Annotated in this window: 17 protein-coding genes; 12 read left to right on the top strand and 5 right to left on the bottom strand. The window is 62.2% G+C overall.

What is annotated here, in order from left to right:
- Nucleotides 1–43: 43 nt before the first annotated feature.
- From BR24_RS06155 to BR24_RS06140, 4 genes are all read right to left on the bottom strand, one after another.
- Nucleotides 44–1684, bottom strand: a complete 1641-nt coding sequence (locus BR24_RS06155) for an AMP-binding protein (protein WP_496540613.1) — start codon at nucleotides 1682–1684, stop codon at nucleotides 44–46.
- A gap of 96 nt (nucleotides 1685–1780) precedes the next feature.
- Nucleotides 1781–2335, bottom strand: a complete 555-nt coding sequence (locus tag BR24_RS06150) for a helix-turn-helix domain-containing protein (RefSeq protein WP_496540612.1) — start codon at nucleotides 2333–2335, stop codon at nucleotides 1781–1783.
- Between the two features lie 169 nt (nucleotides 2336–2504).
- Complete coding sequence (locus BR24_RS06145) at nucleotides 2505–4154, bottom strand: AMP-binding protein (protein ID WP_496540611.1); 1650 nt, start codon at nucleotides 4152–4154, stop codon at nucleotides 2505–2507.
- A 14-nt stretch (nucleotides 4155–4168) separates the two neighbouring features.
- Nucleotides 4169–4732 (bottom strand): helix-turn-helix domain-containing protein, encoded by a 564-nt coding sequence (locus BR24_RS06140; RefSeq protein WP_496540610.1) that lies wholly within the window; start codon nucleotides 4730–4732, stop codon nucleotides 4169–4171.
- Between the two features lie 235 nt (nucleotides 4733–4967).
- On the opposite strand from BR24_RS06140, the gene BR24_RS06135 reads away from it, so the two are divergent.
- The 8 genes from BR24_RS06135 (at nucleotide 4968) to BR24_RS06100 (ending at nucleotide 11504) form a co-directional block, all read left to right on the top strand.
- Nucleotides 4968–5774, top strand: coding sequence for a tetratricopeptide repeat protein (locus BR24_RS06135; protein WP_496540609.1), 807 nt, complete (start codon nucleotides 4968–4970; stop codon nucleotides 5772–5774).
- The gene (locus tag BR24_RS06130) at nucleotides 5767–6429 is read left to right on the top strand and encodes an ABC transporter ATP-binding protein (protein ID WP_496540608.1); all 663 of its coding nucleotides are present in this window, start codon (nucleotides 5767–5769) and stop codon (nucleotides 6427–6429) included. The genes BR24_RS06135 and BR24_RS06130 overlap by 8 nt, the downstream gene beginning before the upstream one ends.
- The gene (locus BR24_RS06125; RefSeq protein ID WP_496540607.1) at nucleotides 6426–7211 is read left to right on the top strand and encodes an ABC transporter permease; all 786 of its coding nucleotides are present in this window, start codon (nucleotides 6426–6428) and stop codon (nucleotides 7209–7211) included. Before BR24_RS06130 ends, BR24_RS06125 begins: the two co-directional genes overlap by 4 nt.
- A gap of 144 nt (nucleotides 7212–7355) precedes the next feature.
- The gene (locus tag BR24_RS06120) at nucleotides 7356–7532 is read left to right on the top strand and encodes a hypothetical protein (RefSeq protein WP_496540606.1); all 177 of its coding nucleotides are present in this window, start codon (nucleotides 7356–7358) and stop codon (nucleotides 7530–7532) included.
- Nucleotides 7533–7535: 3 nt separating this feature from the next.
- Nucleotides 7536–8663: a DegT/DnrJ/EryC1/StrS family aminotransferase gene (locus BR24_RS06115; protein WP_496540605.1), complete on the top strand. Its 1128-nt coding sequence runs from the start codon at nucleotides 7536–7538 to the stop codon at nucleotides 8661–8663.
- Nucleotides 8660–10519, top strand: a complete 1860-nt coding sequence (locus tag BR24_RS06110; protein WP_496540604.1) for a polysaccharide biosynthesis protein — start codon at nucleotides 8660–8662, stop codon at nucleotides 10517–10519. The genes BR24_RS06115 and BR24_RS06110 overlap by 4 nt, the downstream gene beginning before the upstream one ends.
- Before the next feature lie 253 nt (nucleotides 10520–10772).
- Nucleotides 10773–11189: an HIT family protein gene (locus BR24_RS06105; protein WP_496540603.1), complete on the top strand. Its 417-nt coding sequence runs from the start codon at nucleotides 10773–10775 to the stop codon at nucleotides 11187–11189.
- A 24-nt stretch (nucleotides 11190–11213) separates the two neighbouring features.
- Entirely contained in the window at nucleotides 11214–11504 is a 291-nt protein-coding gene (locus BR24_RS06100; RefSeq protein WP_018124323.1) for an integration host factor subunit alpha, read from the top strand.
- On the opposite strand, the gene BR24_RS06095 is transcribed toward BR24_RS06100, so the two are convergent.
- A complete protein-coding gene (locus BR24_RS06095) occupies nucleotides 11494–12105 on the bottom strand; it encodes an SPOR domain-containing protein (protein ID WP_496540602.1) in 612 nt (203 codons plus the stop codon). The two genes, BR24_RS06100 and BR24_RS06095, sit on opposite strands and share 11 nt — an antisense overlap.
- A gap of 287 nt (nucleotides 12106–12392) precedes the next feature.
- Here BR24_RS06095 and BR24_RS06090 point away from each other — a divergent pair, with 287 nt between their 5' ends.
- The 4 genes from BR24_RS06090 to BR24_RS06075 all read left to right on the top strand — a co-directional run bounded on the left by BR24_RS06090 (nucleotide 12393) and on the right by BR24_RS06075 (nucleotide 14203).
- Nucleotides 12393–12707, top strand: a complete 315-nt coding sequence (locus BR24_RS06090; RefSeq protein WP_496540601.1) for an AtpZ/AtpI family protein — start codon at nucleotides 12393–12395, stop codon at nucleotides 12705–12707.
- Between the two features lie 49 nt (nucleotides 12708–12756).
- Complete coding sequence (locus tag BR24_RS06085; protein WP_496540600.1) at nucleotides 12757–13098, top strand: ATP synthase subunit I; 342 nt, start codon at nucleotides 12757–12759, stop codon at nucleotides 13096–13098.
- Between the two features lie 26 nt (nucleotides 13099–13124).
- On the top strand, nucleotides 13125–13814 hold the full coding sequence (atpB, locus tag BR24_RS06080; protein WP_496540760.1) for a F0F1 ATP synthase subunit A: 690 nt from the start codon (nucleotides 13125–13127) through the stop codon (nucleotides 13812–13814).
- Between the two features lie 74 nt (nucleotides 13815–13888).
- Nucleotides 13889–14203 carry an ATP synthase F0 subunit C gene (locus BR24_RS06075; RefSeq protein WP_018124328.1) on the top strand — a complete coding sequence of 105 codons (315 nt, stop codon included), beginning with the start codon at nucleotides 13889–13891 and terminating at the stop codon, nucleotides 14201–14203.
- Nucleotides 14204–14211: the final 8 nt, after the last annotated feature.

Genomic DNA, 14211 nt, shown 5'->3' with positions numbered 1-14211 from the left:
CGGCTCTCCCGGGACCGGAGCGCTCCGGTCCCGGGTGACGCCGCTACTGATATTTCTTCAGATCCGCCTCGCGGATCTCCTTGCGTTTGATCTTGCCCGATATGGTCTTGGGCAGGTCCTTAACATATTCCACGATGCGTGGATACTTGTACGGCGCGGTCACGGACTTCACGTGCGCCTGGATGCTCCTGGTCAGCTCGTCCGAGCCCTCATAGCCCCTGGCGAGCACCACGGTGGCCTTCACCGCCATGCCCCGGACCGGATCGGGCACGCCGGTGACGGCGGCCTCCACCACGGCCTCGTGGGTGATGAGCGCGGATTCCACCTCGAAGGGACCTATGCGGTAGCCGGAGCTCTTGATGAGGTCGTCGGTGCGGCCCATGAACCACATGTAGCCGTCCTCGTCCTCCCACGCCTTGTCGCCGGTGTGATACCAGCCGTCGAATTTCACCGAGGCGGTTTTTTCGGGCTCGTCCATGTAGCTGTCGAACAGGCCGAGTACCGGCTTGTCGATACGGATGCAGATTTCGCCTTCCTCGCCGCGCGGCACGGGGGCGCCGGTCTCGTCGAGCAGGGCGATCTCCCAGCCGGGAACCGGACGGCCGATGGAGCCGGGCTTGGGTTCCATGAACTTGAAGGTGGCGATCTGCAAAGTGGTTTCGGTCTGGCCGTATCCTTCATAGATGGGCAGGCCGGTGGCCTCCTTCCAGTTGTGGAAGACGGACTCGTTGAGCAGCTCGCCCGCGGTGGTGCAGTGGCGCAGCTCGGAGAGGTCCCAGCCGCTCAGGTCCTCGCGCACGAGGAAGCGGTAGACCGTGGGCGGCGCGCAGAAGGTGGTGACCTTGTTTTCGCTCAGGATGTCCAGCAGGTCCGAGGGCTCGAACTTGCCGCGGAAGTCCCAGACGAAGACGGCGGCCCCGGCCATCCACTGGCCGTAGAACTTGCCCCAGACCGACTTGGCCCAGCCGGTGTCGGACAGGGTCAGGTGCAGGTCGCCGGGTTCAAGGTCGTGCCAGTGCGCCCCGGTGGTGAAGTGGCTCACCGGATAGTCGAAGCGGTGCAGGACCATCTTGGGCAGCCCGGTGGTGCCGGAACTGAAGAAGATGACCATGGGGTCGTCCCCGCCGGGCGCGTTCTCGGCGCGCGGAAAGTCCGGGGTGCCCTCGGTGACGACCTTGCCGAAGGACTCCCACCCGTCGGCGGGCTGGCCGTCGAGCTGCAGCAGCAGGTTCAGGCCCGGACACTCGTCGCGGGCGGCCTCCACGCGGTCCGCCACGGTGTCCTCGCAGATGACGCAGGAGATCTTCGCGTAGTTGACGCGGGTGACGATGTCCTTGGTGGTCAGCAGCGAGGGCGAGGGGATGGGCAGCGCGCCGATGCGGTGCAGGGCGAGCATGGTGGTCCAGTACTCCACGCGGCGGTACAGGATGATCATGACCCGGTCGCCCTTCTTCACGCCGCGCTTGACCAGCGCATCCGCCAGCCGCATGGACTGGTCGCGGAAGAAGGCGAAATCGTATTCGGTGCGGTTGCCCGCGTCGTCCACGTGCACCAGCGCGGTGCGCGTCGGGTCGGCCTCGGCGGTCTTGTCGAGGAAGTCGTAGGAAAAGTTGAAGTTCTCGGGCGCTTCGAGCGTATAGTTCTCGCAGAAGTCCCTGTAGTCGGCGTATTCGTTCTTATTCATCGTATCACTCCGTGATTCCGTAGGGTTGACTCATTGTCGGGTCGCAGTCGTACCAATGGTTGCGGGGCTTGGTGCGGGCGGACCTAGCGGCCAGCCCTATAGAATCACGTCGATGAAAACGGCGTCGGCGTCGTTGAGTCCGCGCAGGGCGTGCGGGGATTCGGAGTTGAAGTACAAGCTGTCGCCCGGTTCCAGCGCGATGGACTCGCCGTTGATGCGGATTTCGAGACGCCCTTCGAGCATGTAGATGAACTCCTGCCCCTTGTGGCTGACTTCGCTCATTTCGGCTTCGGACTTGGGCGGCACGCGGATGTGGAAGGGCTCCATTTCGCGGCCCACGAATTTGTAGCCGAGGCTCTTGTAGTCGTAGTCCTCGCGTCGGTCCACTGCGAAGCCCTCGCCCTTGCGGACCACCGCATAGGACTTGAGGTGCGGCTCGCGTCCGGAGATCAGGGTGGTCAGATCCACCTTGCACAGCCGGGACACGTCGAGCATGTAGCCCACCGGGATTTCCTCGGTGCCGGATTCGAAGCGGTTTACGTCGCCTTCGCTTCTGCCGAGCATTTCCGCCATCTCGCCGACGGTCCAGCCCATGTCGTCGCGCAGGCCCGAGAGTCTCGCCGCGATCTCCTTGTATTGCTGTTCGGCCATGGTCGCTCCTTTTGAGCGGTTCGGGTTCCTGTGCCGGGCCGTGTGGCCCGGATGCCGTTGCCGTGAAACGCCGCCCCGGAGGCTCCGGGGCGGCGGTATCGTCTATTGTCAAATGCGGGTCAGGCGCCGAGGGGCGCCTTCCGGCCACTGCGCCGGGCGGTCCCGCGGGTTATGCGTCGGGAAACAGATCCCCGGCGATTTCCCTGAGTTTGTATTTCTGGATCTTGCCGCTGGCGGTCATGGGGTATTCGTCCACGAAGGCCACGTATCTGGGCGTCTTGTACCGCGCGATCTTGCCGCGGCAGTAGTCCTTGACGTCCTCGGGCTGCATGTCGGCGTTCTCCTGCAGGATGATGAACGCGCCGACCTCTTCGCCGAAGCGATCGCTCGGGACGCCCGCCACCTGCACGTCCTGCACGCCGGGCATGGTGTAGAGGAATTCCTCGATCTCGCGAGGGTAGATATTCTCTCCGCCGCGGATGATCATGTCCTTGAGGCGGCCGGTGATGGACAGGAAGCCGTCCTCGTCCATGACGCCGAGGTCCCCGGAGTGCAGCCATCCGTTCTGGTCGATGGTTTCTTCCGTGGCCTTCTCGTTATTGTAGTAGCCGCGCATGACGTTGTAGCCCCGGCAGCAGACCTCGCCCTGCACCCCGGCCGGACATTCCTCCCCGGTTTCGGGGTCCACGATGCTGACCTCGATCTCGGGCATGGAGCGGCCCACGGTCTCGGTCATCTGGCGCATGGTGTCGCCGATGCGGGTCTGGGTCATGACGGGGCTGGTCTCGGTCAGGCCGTAGCAGATGGTGATCTCGCTCATGTTCATGCGGTCGATCACCTGCTTCATGACCTCCACCGGGCAGGGGGAGCCCGCCATGATGCCGGTGCGCAGCGAGGAGTAGTCGAACTTGTCGAAGATCTTGTGCTGCAGGATGGCGATGAACATGGTGGGCACGCCGTAGAGGCTGGTGCACTTTTCCTGCTCCACGGCCACCATGACCTGCATGGGGTCGAAGTCCTCGAGGATGACCATGGTCACCCCGTGGTTCACGCAGGCCAGCACGCCCAGCACGCAGCCGAAGCAGTGGAACAGCGGCACGGTCAGGCACAGCCTGTCCTCGGCGGAATAGTTCATGTTCGCGCCGATCCAGTAGCCGTTGTTGCCGATGTTGTAGTGCGTGAGCTGCACGCCCTTGGGGAAGCCCGTGGTGCCGGAGGTGTACTGCATGTTGACCACGTCGTGCGGGTCGAGCGACTCCTGCCGCCGGGCGTACTCCTCCTCGGAGACCACGGCGGACATGCCGATGATCTCGGGGATGTTGTACATGCCCCGGTGCTTCTCCAGACCGAGGTAGAAGACGCGCTTGAGGTGCGGAAAGCGGTTGGTGTTGAGCCTGCCGCGCTCCTGCGAGCGAAGTTCCGGTATGAGCTCGTAGGTGGTGGAGAGGTAGTCGTGGTCGCGGTACTGGCCGATGATGAACAGGTTCTCGCACTCCGAGTTCTGGAGCAGGTACTCCAGCTCGTGGGTGCGGTAGTGCGTGTTCACGGTCAGCAGCACGGCGCCGATCTTGGCCGTGGCAAACTGCAGGGCCACCCAGTAGGGGACGTTGTTGGCCCAGACTGCGACCTTCTCGCCCTTTTTCACGCCCAGCGCCATGAGGCCCTTGGCGAGGTCGTCCACCAGCTCGCCGAACTCCTTCCACGTCAGGCGGAACTCGCGGTCCACATAGACCACGGCCTCCTGATCGGGGTACTGCTCGACGGTCTCGTCCAGAATCTGGCCGAGCGTTATTTCGCGAAGCGGTTGTTCTCGATGCATTGCTGCTCCTTCGGCTATTCGGGGAAATAGAGCACGGCGTATATCTCGGCCTTTTCGTCGCCGTGGGCCGAGACGTTGTGCGGCACTATGGAATTGAAATAGATGCTGTCGCCGGGACCGAGCACGGACTCTTCCTTGCCGTAGGTCACGGAGAGCTGGCCGGAGTGGACGATGATGAACTCTTCGCCCTCGTGGGAGGACAGGGTCTTGTCCTCACCGGATTCCGGAAGTATTTCAATGAAGAACGGTTCCATGTGGCGGTCGCTCTTTCCCTTGCCGAGGGAGTAGTACTTGAATTCGGCCACGTCCTTGTGGCGGTGCATGGTGAGCTCTTCCTCGCGCTCGTCCAGACGGACCACCAGCGGGTCGCGGCTGACTTGGTCGTCGAGGAAGGTGCCCAGCCGCACGCCGAGGGCGCGGGCGATCTTGAGTAGCGGTCCTAGGGAGGGGTACATGTCGTCGCTTTCAACGGCCTTGAGGAACTCGGCTTCGAGCCCCGTGCGTTCGGCAAGTTCATCAACGGTGATGTCCTGCTTTTCCCGGAACGACTTGATGCGGTCGCCAATCTTGCTATCCATGTACGGATCCTCCTTTTCCACCGGGCCCGGCCCGGCGACCGGCTCCTGCCGGCGTTTGTCAGTGAAACCTCTACCGTAAGCAGGGCGTTTACCCGAATCCGTGGCAAAAGTCACGAGGGGCGGGCCCCTCTTGCCGGGGACGGATTGTTACTTTACCATGCTTGAACGGGTGGCCGGATTGCGTATAATCCGAATCTGCACGACCGTGTTTCATGGCATATTCAGGAGAAGATCAGTGGGCAGGGAAAACGTCGCCGGCGACGACACCGCGGGCATGGACTTGAACGCCGAAAACGGCGGCCAGCGAAGGATTTCCGGTCTTTTTTCCACGCAGAACGTGGAAAAAGTCGGCACGGGCACCACCTCGCGCAAGACCATCAGCAAGATGTACTGGTACGCCATCGAGCGGCCGGACGGCGACGTGGTTGAGGTGCAGCCGCTAAACAAGCACAACATTCCGTCCGGGCCAAAGACCGAGGTGCCCAAGGAAGACTTTCTCGAACGCTTCAGCCCCGAGCCGGAGTATTATCAGAAGGAAGTCTACCCCTGCATGCGCGAGCTGGACGCCACTCTGGAACGCGCCGAGCAGCAGCGCAAGGACGGCGCCCTCTACAGCGCGCAGTTCGAGTACGAGCAGGCGCTGGACATCGACGAGGACAACGTGCGCGCCAACTTCGGCCTCGGGCTGACCTACATGGAGCGCGGCGATACCAACAGGGCCAACGACATTTTCAAGCGCCTCGTCACCCTCGACGCGGCCTTCTCGCCGGAGCACAAGCACCTGTTCAACGAGTTCGGCATCAACCTCAGAAAATCCAAACTCTACGAACAGGCCGTGGACTACTACGCCCGCGCCGTGGAGATGACGGATTCCGACGAGAATCTTCACTACAACATGGCCCGCGCCTACTTTGAAAAGGGTCAGGCCGAGGAGTGCAAGGACCAGCTCCAGCAGGCGCTGCTCATCAATCCCGACCATGAAGAAGCCGCCAAGTTTCTCGATTTCATAGAGAAGCGCATGGAGACTTCGGAAGGTGCCTAGCGACATCAGGCTGGAGGGCGTCTCGTTCGCCTATCCCGGGGGCCGTCCCGTGCTGGATCACGCCGACCTGTCCGTCCCGAAGGGCGGATACGTCGTTGTCCGCGGCCCGTCCGGCGCCGGAAAGTCCACGCTGCTGCGGCTGCTTTGCCGCCTCGAAGAGCCCGGCTCAGGCCGTATCCTCTTTCGCGACACCCCGTACGCCGACATGAAGCCCGAAGCATTGCGGCGTTCCGTGGCCTACGTGCACCAGACCCCGAACATGGTTCCGGGGACCGTGCGCGAGAATCTGCTGCTGCCCTACGGGTTCCGGGTCAACGCCGACATCCCGGTGCCGGACGGCGAAAGCCTGCGCTCCATGCTGGACTCCCTGCTGCTCTACGACGTCTCGCTCGACGCGGACGCTTCCGGCCTGTCCGTGGGGCAGGCGCAGCGCCTCTGCCTCGCCCGCACCCTCATGACCGTGCCGGACGTGCTCCTGCTGGACGAGCCCACGGCCTCGTTGGACGCGGACAGCGCGGAGGTGGTCCTCGAAGTGGTCGACAGGTTCTTCGGCGAGGACCGCACGGTGCTCATGATTTCCCATTCCGAGCGGGAGCCCGCGCAGGCCACCCACCGGCTGACCCTCGCCGAGGGCCGCACGGAGCTTTCCGCATGAGCGCTCAGGTCATCGACATCGGCCTCTGGCAGCTCTGCCTGTGCCTCGTGTTCGTGCTCACTGCCGGAGCCGCGTCCCTCTGGTATCGCCTCGGGCTGGGGCGGGACCTGCTGGTGGGGACCGTGCGCGCCGTGGCCCAGCTCTTCGCCATGGGCTACGTGCTCAAGTTCGTGTTCGCGCTGGAGATGGCCGGGCCGGTCATCGGCCTGTTCCTGATCATGACCGCCACCGCCGCGCATCTCGTGCGGGGGAGGGTGAAGGGATACGCCGTCCCCGTGGGCATCCCGACGTTTCTGTCCATGTTCATCTCCTACGGGCTGGTCTCGTTTCTGGTGGTAGGCGTCATCGTGGGCGCGAAGCCGTGGTGGACACCGCAGTACTTCATCCCGTTGGCGGGGATGATCGTGGGCAACTCCATGTCCGCCATCGCCCTGTCGCTGGAGCGCATGTTCTCCGAACTCAAGGCGCGCCGCGAGGTCATAGAGATGCAGCTGTGCCTCGGGGCCACTCCGTACGAGGCCGCGCGCGGCATCATGGCAGATGCCATCAGGGCGGGAATGATTCCGTCCATCAACTCGCTCATGGGCGTGGGGCTGGTCTTCCTTCCGGGCATGATGACCGGGCAGATTCTTGCGGGCGCGGACCCGCTGGTCTCCATCCGCTACCAGATAGTGGTCATGCTCATGCTGGTGGCTGCCACGGCCATCGGTTCCGTGCTGGTGACTCGGCTGGTCTTTCGGCGGTGCTTCTCCGAATCTGGCCGTCCGGTGCTGCGGGGATGACCGGAATGTCCGCACCGGTCACGGGCTGGGGCGGCAAGTTCGTTGCCTGAATCACCCTGTTCTGATACCTGTTTGTTCGTTCATGAATATTTATGCGAGGAAGACTGGCCGCTTCGGACGCCTCCCCGGCACAGGAGACCTCCCTTGCGGAGCGTGACCGCATTCAGCGTGGACCGTGTTCGAGGCTTTGCTGAAACAGGCGTCTGCCGCTGCATCGCCGACTGCACCGGTCTGGGCGTCCCCGTCAGGGCCCGGCGCCTTGGCGATGTGTCCGCTGAAATCATGGTCGCCGGAGGCCCGGCGCCGCCTCAGGAACAATAGAGAATGGAACGCAAGCGCATATATCTTTCGCCGCCGCACATGGGCGGCACGGAACTCGATCAGGTGCACCGCGCCTTTGATTCCAACTTCATCGCGCCGCTCGGCCCGCAGCTTGCGGAGTTCGAGCAGCGCTTCGCGGATCTGTCGGGGTTCGGCCACGCTGTCGGGTTGAGCAGCGGCACCGGGGCGCTGCATCTCGCGCTGCGTTGTCTCGGGGCCGGAGAGGGCGATGTGGTGATTTTTTCCACGCTGACCTTCATAGGCTCTGTCACGCCTGCGCTGTTCCTCGGTGCTGAGCCCGTATTCGTGGACTCGGACACCGAATCGTGGAACATGGACCCCGCGCTGCTTGAACAGGCGCTCGACCGCCTCGCCGCCGAGGGCCGCAGGGTGGCCGCGGTCATACCCACGGACATCTACGGCCAGAGCTGCGATCTGGACGCGATCCTTGAGATTTCGGGCCGTCACGGCATCCCGGTGGTCTGTGATTCGGCCGAGGCCGTGGGCGCGCTCTACAAGGGGCGCCACGCGGGAAAGGGCGCGCTGGCAGCGGCCTATTCCTTCAACGGAAACAAGATCATCACCACCTCGGGCGGCGGCATGCTGTGCACCGACGACGAGCCGCTGGCCGAGCGTGTCCGCTGGTTCTCCCAGCAGGCGCGCGAGCCCGAGCCGCACTATGAGCACAGCACCTTCGGCTACAACTACCGCCTCAGCAATGTGCTGGCAGGCATCGGCATCGGCCAGCTGGACGTTTTGCCGGAACGGGTGAGGCGCAAGCGCGAAATTTTCGACTTCTACCGGACCGAGCTCGGCGAGCTGCCCGGGGTCGACTTCATGCCCGAACCGGAGTGGAGCGCCGCCACGCGCTGGCTGACCGTCATGACCCTTGACGGCGCCTTCGGCGCACAGCCGGAAGCCGTGCGGCTGGCGCTGGAGGCGTTCAACATCGAGTCGCGCCCGGTCTGGAAGCCCATGCACCTTCAGCCGCTTTTCGCCTCCTCGCGGATTTACGGCGGGGGCGTGTCCGAGGACCTGTTCCGTCGGGGGCTCTGCCTGCCGTCCGGCACCGCCATGAGCGACGAGGACCTTGCCCTGATCGCGGACATCGTGAAGGGGTGCGCGGCATGAAACGGCTGGCGAACTTCGGGAACATGAACTTCTGGCTCATGCTGGTCGGGGACATGGTGGTGTTCACCTTGTCCGTGCTGCTGGCATTCTCTCTGCGGTTCGATTTCGACATCCCGTCGCAGTACGTCGAAAGAATGTTCCAGATGATCGCCTTCGGCGTGCCTCTCAAGTCACTGCTTTTCCTGTTCTTCGGCATGTACAGGGGCATGTGGCGCTACACCAGCCTCGACGACTTCTGGCGGCTGGTCAAGGTAACGGTCCTGCAAAGCGGGCTGGTGATCGCGGCCGCTGCGTTCGGTCAGAATTTCGAAGGCTACCCCCGTAGCGTCTTCCTGCTGGACTGGGGGCTGACCACGGTCATGGCGAGCAGCCTGAGGCTGGCCATCCGGGCCATGTACGCCCGGGGCGAGTCCATGCGTCTGCCCAAGGCCGCGCCGCGCCGGCTGCTGCTCATCGGAGCCGGTGATTCCGGTGAACGCATCCTGCGCGACATTCAGGCCGATCCGTCCGTGGGCGTGGTCATCGGCTTTCTCGACGACGACCGTTCCAAGCTCAGTCGGACCATTCACGGCGTTTCAGTGCTGGGAACCGTGGACGACCTGCCGGAGGTGGTGCGCTCGTACGACCCCGAAGAAATTTTCATTACTGTCTCCAACAACCTCTCGGCCGAGCGGATGCGCCGACTGGTGGATATGTGCAAGGCCACCGGGCTGCCGCACAAGGTGCTGCCGCCCATGAGCGAGATCGTGGACGGCAAGGTCAGCCTCGGCAGCCTACGCGAAGTGAATTACCGAGACCTGCTCGGGCGGACGGAGGTGCGCCTCGAGACCGGACGCATCCGCGGGTACATCGAGGACCGCGTGGTGCTGGTGACCGGCTGCGGCGGCAGCATCGGGTCGGAGCTTTGCCGCCAGATCGTGCGTTTCGGCCCCGCTCACATGGTGCTGGTGGACGCCTCAGAATACAACCTGCACTCCATCGAGATGGAGCTGCGCCACGAGTTCCGCTTCACCCGGTACTCAACGGTTTTGGGAAACATCGCCGACCAGTCGCTTCTGGACGCGGTCTTTGCCTCGCACCGGCCCGCGGTCGTTTTTCACGCCGCCGCGTACAAGCACGTTCCCATGCTGGAGCGCTGCCCGTGGCAGGCCGTGCACAACAACGTGCTGGGCTCGCGCTGCGCCATGGAGGCCGCGGTGAAGCACGGCGTTGACCGCTTCGTGGTGGTCTCCACGGACAAGGCGGTGCGACCCACCAATGTCATGGGCGCCACCAAGCGCGTCACCGAGCATCTCATGCGACACTATCAGGGGCAGGGCACCCGGTTCATGGCCGTTCGTTTCGGCAACGTGCTGGGCTCCAGCGGTTCGGTGGTGCCGCTGTTCCGCAAGCAGATAGAGCACGGCGGCCCCGTCACCGTCACCCACCCCGACGTGACGCGCTACTTCATGAGTATTTCGGAGGCGGCGCAGCTTATCCTTCAGGCCGGGAGCATGGTCGAGAACGGACGCGGCGGGGAAATCTTCGTGCTTGAGATGGGCAGGCCCGTGCGCATCGTGGACATGGCCCGCGACCTGATCCGTCTCTCGGGCATGGAGCCGGACAAAGACCTGCGCATAGAGTATACCGGCCTTCGGGAAGGGGAGAAACTTTACGAGGAGCTCATCACCGAGGGCGAGGACGTGGTCCGGACCGAGCATGAGAAAATAATGGTTCTGGACACGGACCGGCACATCGCGCCCGAAACCCTCCTCGACCACCTCGACTGTCTGGCGGAAGCCGCCAGAGACCATGACGCGCAGGCGATTCGCAGCGTCCTGCGGAAACTCGTCCCCGAATACCGCCCGCTTTCCTGAGCCCGGCGCACAAAGCGTCCTTCCGGAAGCCTAAATGGTTGACTCCGGAATAGTTCCAGTTTATCCAGTCTATTATCGAACGGACTCGCTCCGGAGTCCGCAACGTGTGAACATGTGTGGCGCGGATGCGAGTCTTTGTGATTATTCCGGAAAATATATCGCACGGGCTTGCTAAAAAAAGCCCGGTCGGTTAACACCTTGATTAACTGCCTATTTTCTCTCGTTATGAACGAGGGCGGAAACGAGGAGCGTCATGGTTCAAGATTGCATTTTCTGCCGCATAGCGGCCGGGGAGATTCCCTGCGCAAAGGTGTACGAATCGGAGACAGTGCTGGCCTTTCTGGACATTGCTCCAGTGAACGCGGGGCACGCCCTAGTTCTCCCCAAAGCGCACCACGAGACGCTGTGGGACCTTCCCTCGGAGCTCGGCGAGGATCTGCTCAGGGCCGTGAAAGCCGTGGCGGACGCCGTGAAGATCGAGACCGGGGCTCAGGGCCTCAATCTCATGCAGAACAACTACGAAGCAGCGGGGCAGCTGGTTCCCCATGTGCATTTTCATCTGATCCCGCGCTTCGAGGACGACGGACTCAAACTGTGGCCGCAGAAGCCCTACGGGGATGACGCGGAGATGCGGCAGCTCGCCGAGCGCATTGCCGCACGTGCCAAATAAACCAGAAGAAACGGAGGCCACCCCATGACCGGGCAGACGCTCACCAAAGCCGGCATCGTCGACTACATCTACGAGCGCACGGACAAGAACCGGGCCGAGATCAAGGATCTCGTGGAATCCATTCTGGACATCATGAAGCTGTCCATCAAAAAGGATCACGCGCTGCTGGTCAGCGGGTTCGGAAAGTTCGAAGCCTACGCCAAGAAGGCGCGCAAGGGCCGCAACCCGCAGACCAACGAGACCATCACCCTGCCGCCGCGCAAGGTCGTGGTCTTCAGGCTCTCCCGCAAGTTCCGCGCGGAACTCAACGGGTAAGGAAGCTCCCCGGATACTGATTCCGGAACCGGTCGAGATCGTCCCTGGCGCTCTGCTCGTCGGTAAAGCCTCCGGCCTGAACCTTGTAGAGGCCCGCGTCCTTGATCATGCGTGATCCCGTGTAGCCGTCCGACATAAGGGTGGCGAGCACTTTGCGGGCTTTTCCCGGGTCTTCGAACGCGCCCACCTGAATGAAATAGAGTCCTCCGCCGGCGACGGCTTCGTCGGTGTGGGACTCTTCTTTTGTGCGTGGCTCCGAAGCGGTCTCGGAGTCGTCCCTGACAGCGCTAACGGCGGCCACGGATTCCTCCGGCTTTAACGCTTCAGTTGTTTCGCGCTTTGCGGAAGCCTCCTGACCCACGGGTTCCTCCGTGATGCTCGACTCGGTAAAGGCGGGGGCCGTCGCCTCGGATGTCGTGTTCTCGGAAGTTCCCGTGTCGGCGGCCGTTTTGGGCGATGCCGTCCCTTCTGCGGTGCCTGCAGCAGGTTTTTCCGTACGAACGGGGGTTGCCTGTCCGTTGCCGCTGGAGTAAATGTGCTGTCGGGCGCAGCCGAAGGCCAGACAGAAGAAAAATGTCGCGATGAGAATTCGTAAAGCCATGAGAGGCCCCCTTGCAAAATCTAAATTTTCTTTAGAGTATGCTCGCGCGAGAGGATTATCAAGTGTTGCGCGCTGATCGTGAAAATATTCCCAATGTTTTCGAGCCTGAATCGGCGGGCCTCGCAGCTATTCGGATGCATTCAATAAATGCCTGTGTGAAACGAAAAAACGCATTGACGCGAATCGGTTGACTGTGGTAGTTCCAGTCAACTTGTGAAGGATTGCACGAACCGGTTTTTCTCCGGTCGGGTTCGCGCCGGTGAAAGGTGAAGGTCGGGCAAGACGACATGTTCTTTAAAAAAGACAGATTGCAGGACATGATGAAGGTCGGGGGCCCCGCAGGGGTGCTCGGGTTTCATATAGTGTCCTCGACATTTGTCGGGCTGGCCATGGGATACTTCCTCGGCGACTGGCTGGACGAGACGTTCGGCTGGGGGGTCAGGCCCTGGATGATCATACTTTTTCTGATCCTCGGCATTGTTGCTGGTTTCAGGATGGTCTTTCAGGACTTGAAGAAGATCGAGAGGGAGGAGGAACGTGGCCGTGAGAGCCTGCAAAAGCGGGAAACCGAAGACGGAGACGCGGATGATCCGGGCGCTTGATCGATTCTTGTTCAGGCACGGATTTCAGCATGCGGAAGTCCGCGGTCTCATGAGAAGTCAACTGATGGTGGCGACAACGTCATCACTGGCGCTGCTTGTTATGGGCGCGTTTTCGGAGTGGTCGCTGGCATTCATGGCGGGAGCCGTGATTGCCACGCTCAATTTCTGGGCCCTTGCCCGAGTGGGTCAGATTTTGGTGCATGTTCGCAGCGGAGCGGTCCTGACCCTGCTTTTGATATTCTACGGAAAGCTGATTCTGAGCGGCATCGCCCTGTATGTGCTGATCGGAGTCTGGCAGGTGCCCGTCTGGAGCCTGCTGCTGGGGCTTTCCACCGTGGTGGTGACCATCACCGCCTGGGGGCTGGTGTATTTCGGGCGAACTAAAGGCTAGTTTTTAAGGAGGCAAAGGATATGGCAATAGGTGGCGGACTTCCGCATCCCCTTTTGTACATGGAAATCCTGCGCAACGCGCTGCATTTGGAGTTCATTGAGTTGCACGTCTGGTACACCTGGCTTGCAATGCTCATCCTGTTCACCCTTGCGCTGCTCGTTCGCGGTCGTCTGCAGTTGGTCCCCGGTGGCCTGCAGAACGTTTTCGAAGTCATCATCGGCGGTCTCGAGGACTTTGTCGTCGCCAACATCGGCGAGGAAGGTCGTCGCGTTTTCCCCGTGCTGATCACCCTGTTCCTGTTCATTCTCACCATGAACTACATCGGGCTGGTCCCGGGCTGCGACGCGCCCACGGCGAACCTGCAGACCAACGCTGCCCTGGCTCTTTTCCTTTTCGCTTACTACAATTTCCACGGCATCCGTAAATGGGGCCCTGGTTACATCAAGCACTTCATGGGGCCTGTTCCTGTTATGGCACCCCTGATGCTGGTTCTGGAACTCATCTCCCACCTCGTTCGCCCGCTTTCGCTCACGCTGCGTCTGTTCGGCAACATCCGCGGTGAGGAAATCGTGCTGGTGCTGCTCTTCATGCTGGCGCCCATCTACAGCACGCTGCCGATCTACTTCCTGTTCCTGATCGCGAAGACCATTCAGGCCTTCATCTTCTTCATGCTCGGCATGATCTACCTGCAGGGCGCTCTGGACCACGCGCATTAGGAACAAGGACTTCATCCAAATTTGGGGAAACGGTCATTTGACCACAATCAATAATAATCTTTTGGAGGACTAAAATGAAAGCTCTCAAGACTCTCTTCGCCACCGTGGCCATGACCCTGGTTGCTACCGCCGCCTTCGCTGCCGACGGCGCCGCTCTCGGCTCTTCCGTCGCTTACGCAACCGCTCTGGGCATGGGCCTGGCTGCCGGTCTCTGCGGCATCGGTCAGGGCATGGGCCTCAAGGGCGCCGTTGAAGGCACCGCCCGCAACCCGGAAGCCGGTTCCAAGCTGACCACCACCCTGATCCTCGGTCTGGCGTTCATCGAGTCCCTGGCTATTTACGCCCTCGTTGTCTGCCTGATCCTCCTCTTCCTGAACCCGTTCGCCTAATGGGGATC

It is taken from the genome of Pseudodesulfovibrio halophilus DSM 5663 (assembly GCF_059568665.1).
Note: the sequence above shows the minus strand (reverse complement) of the source record. Positions and strands in the feature narration are given on the sequence as shown.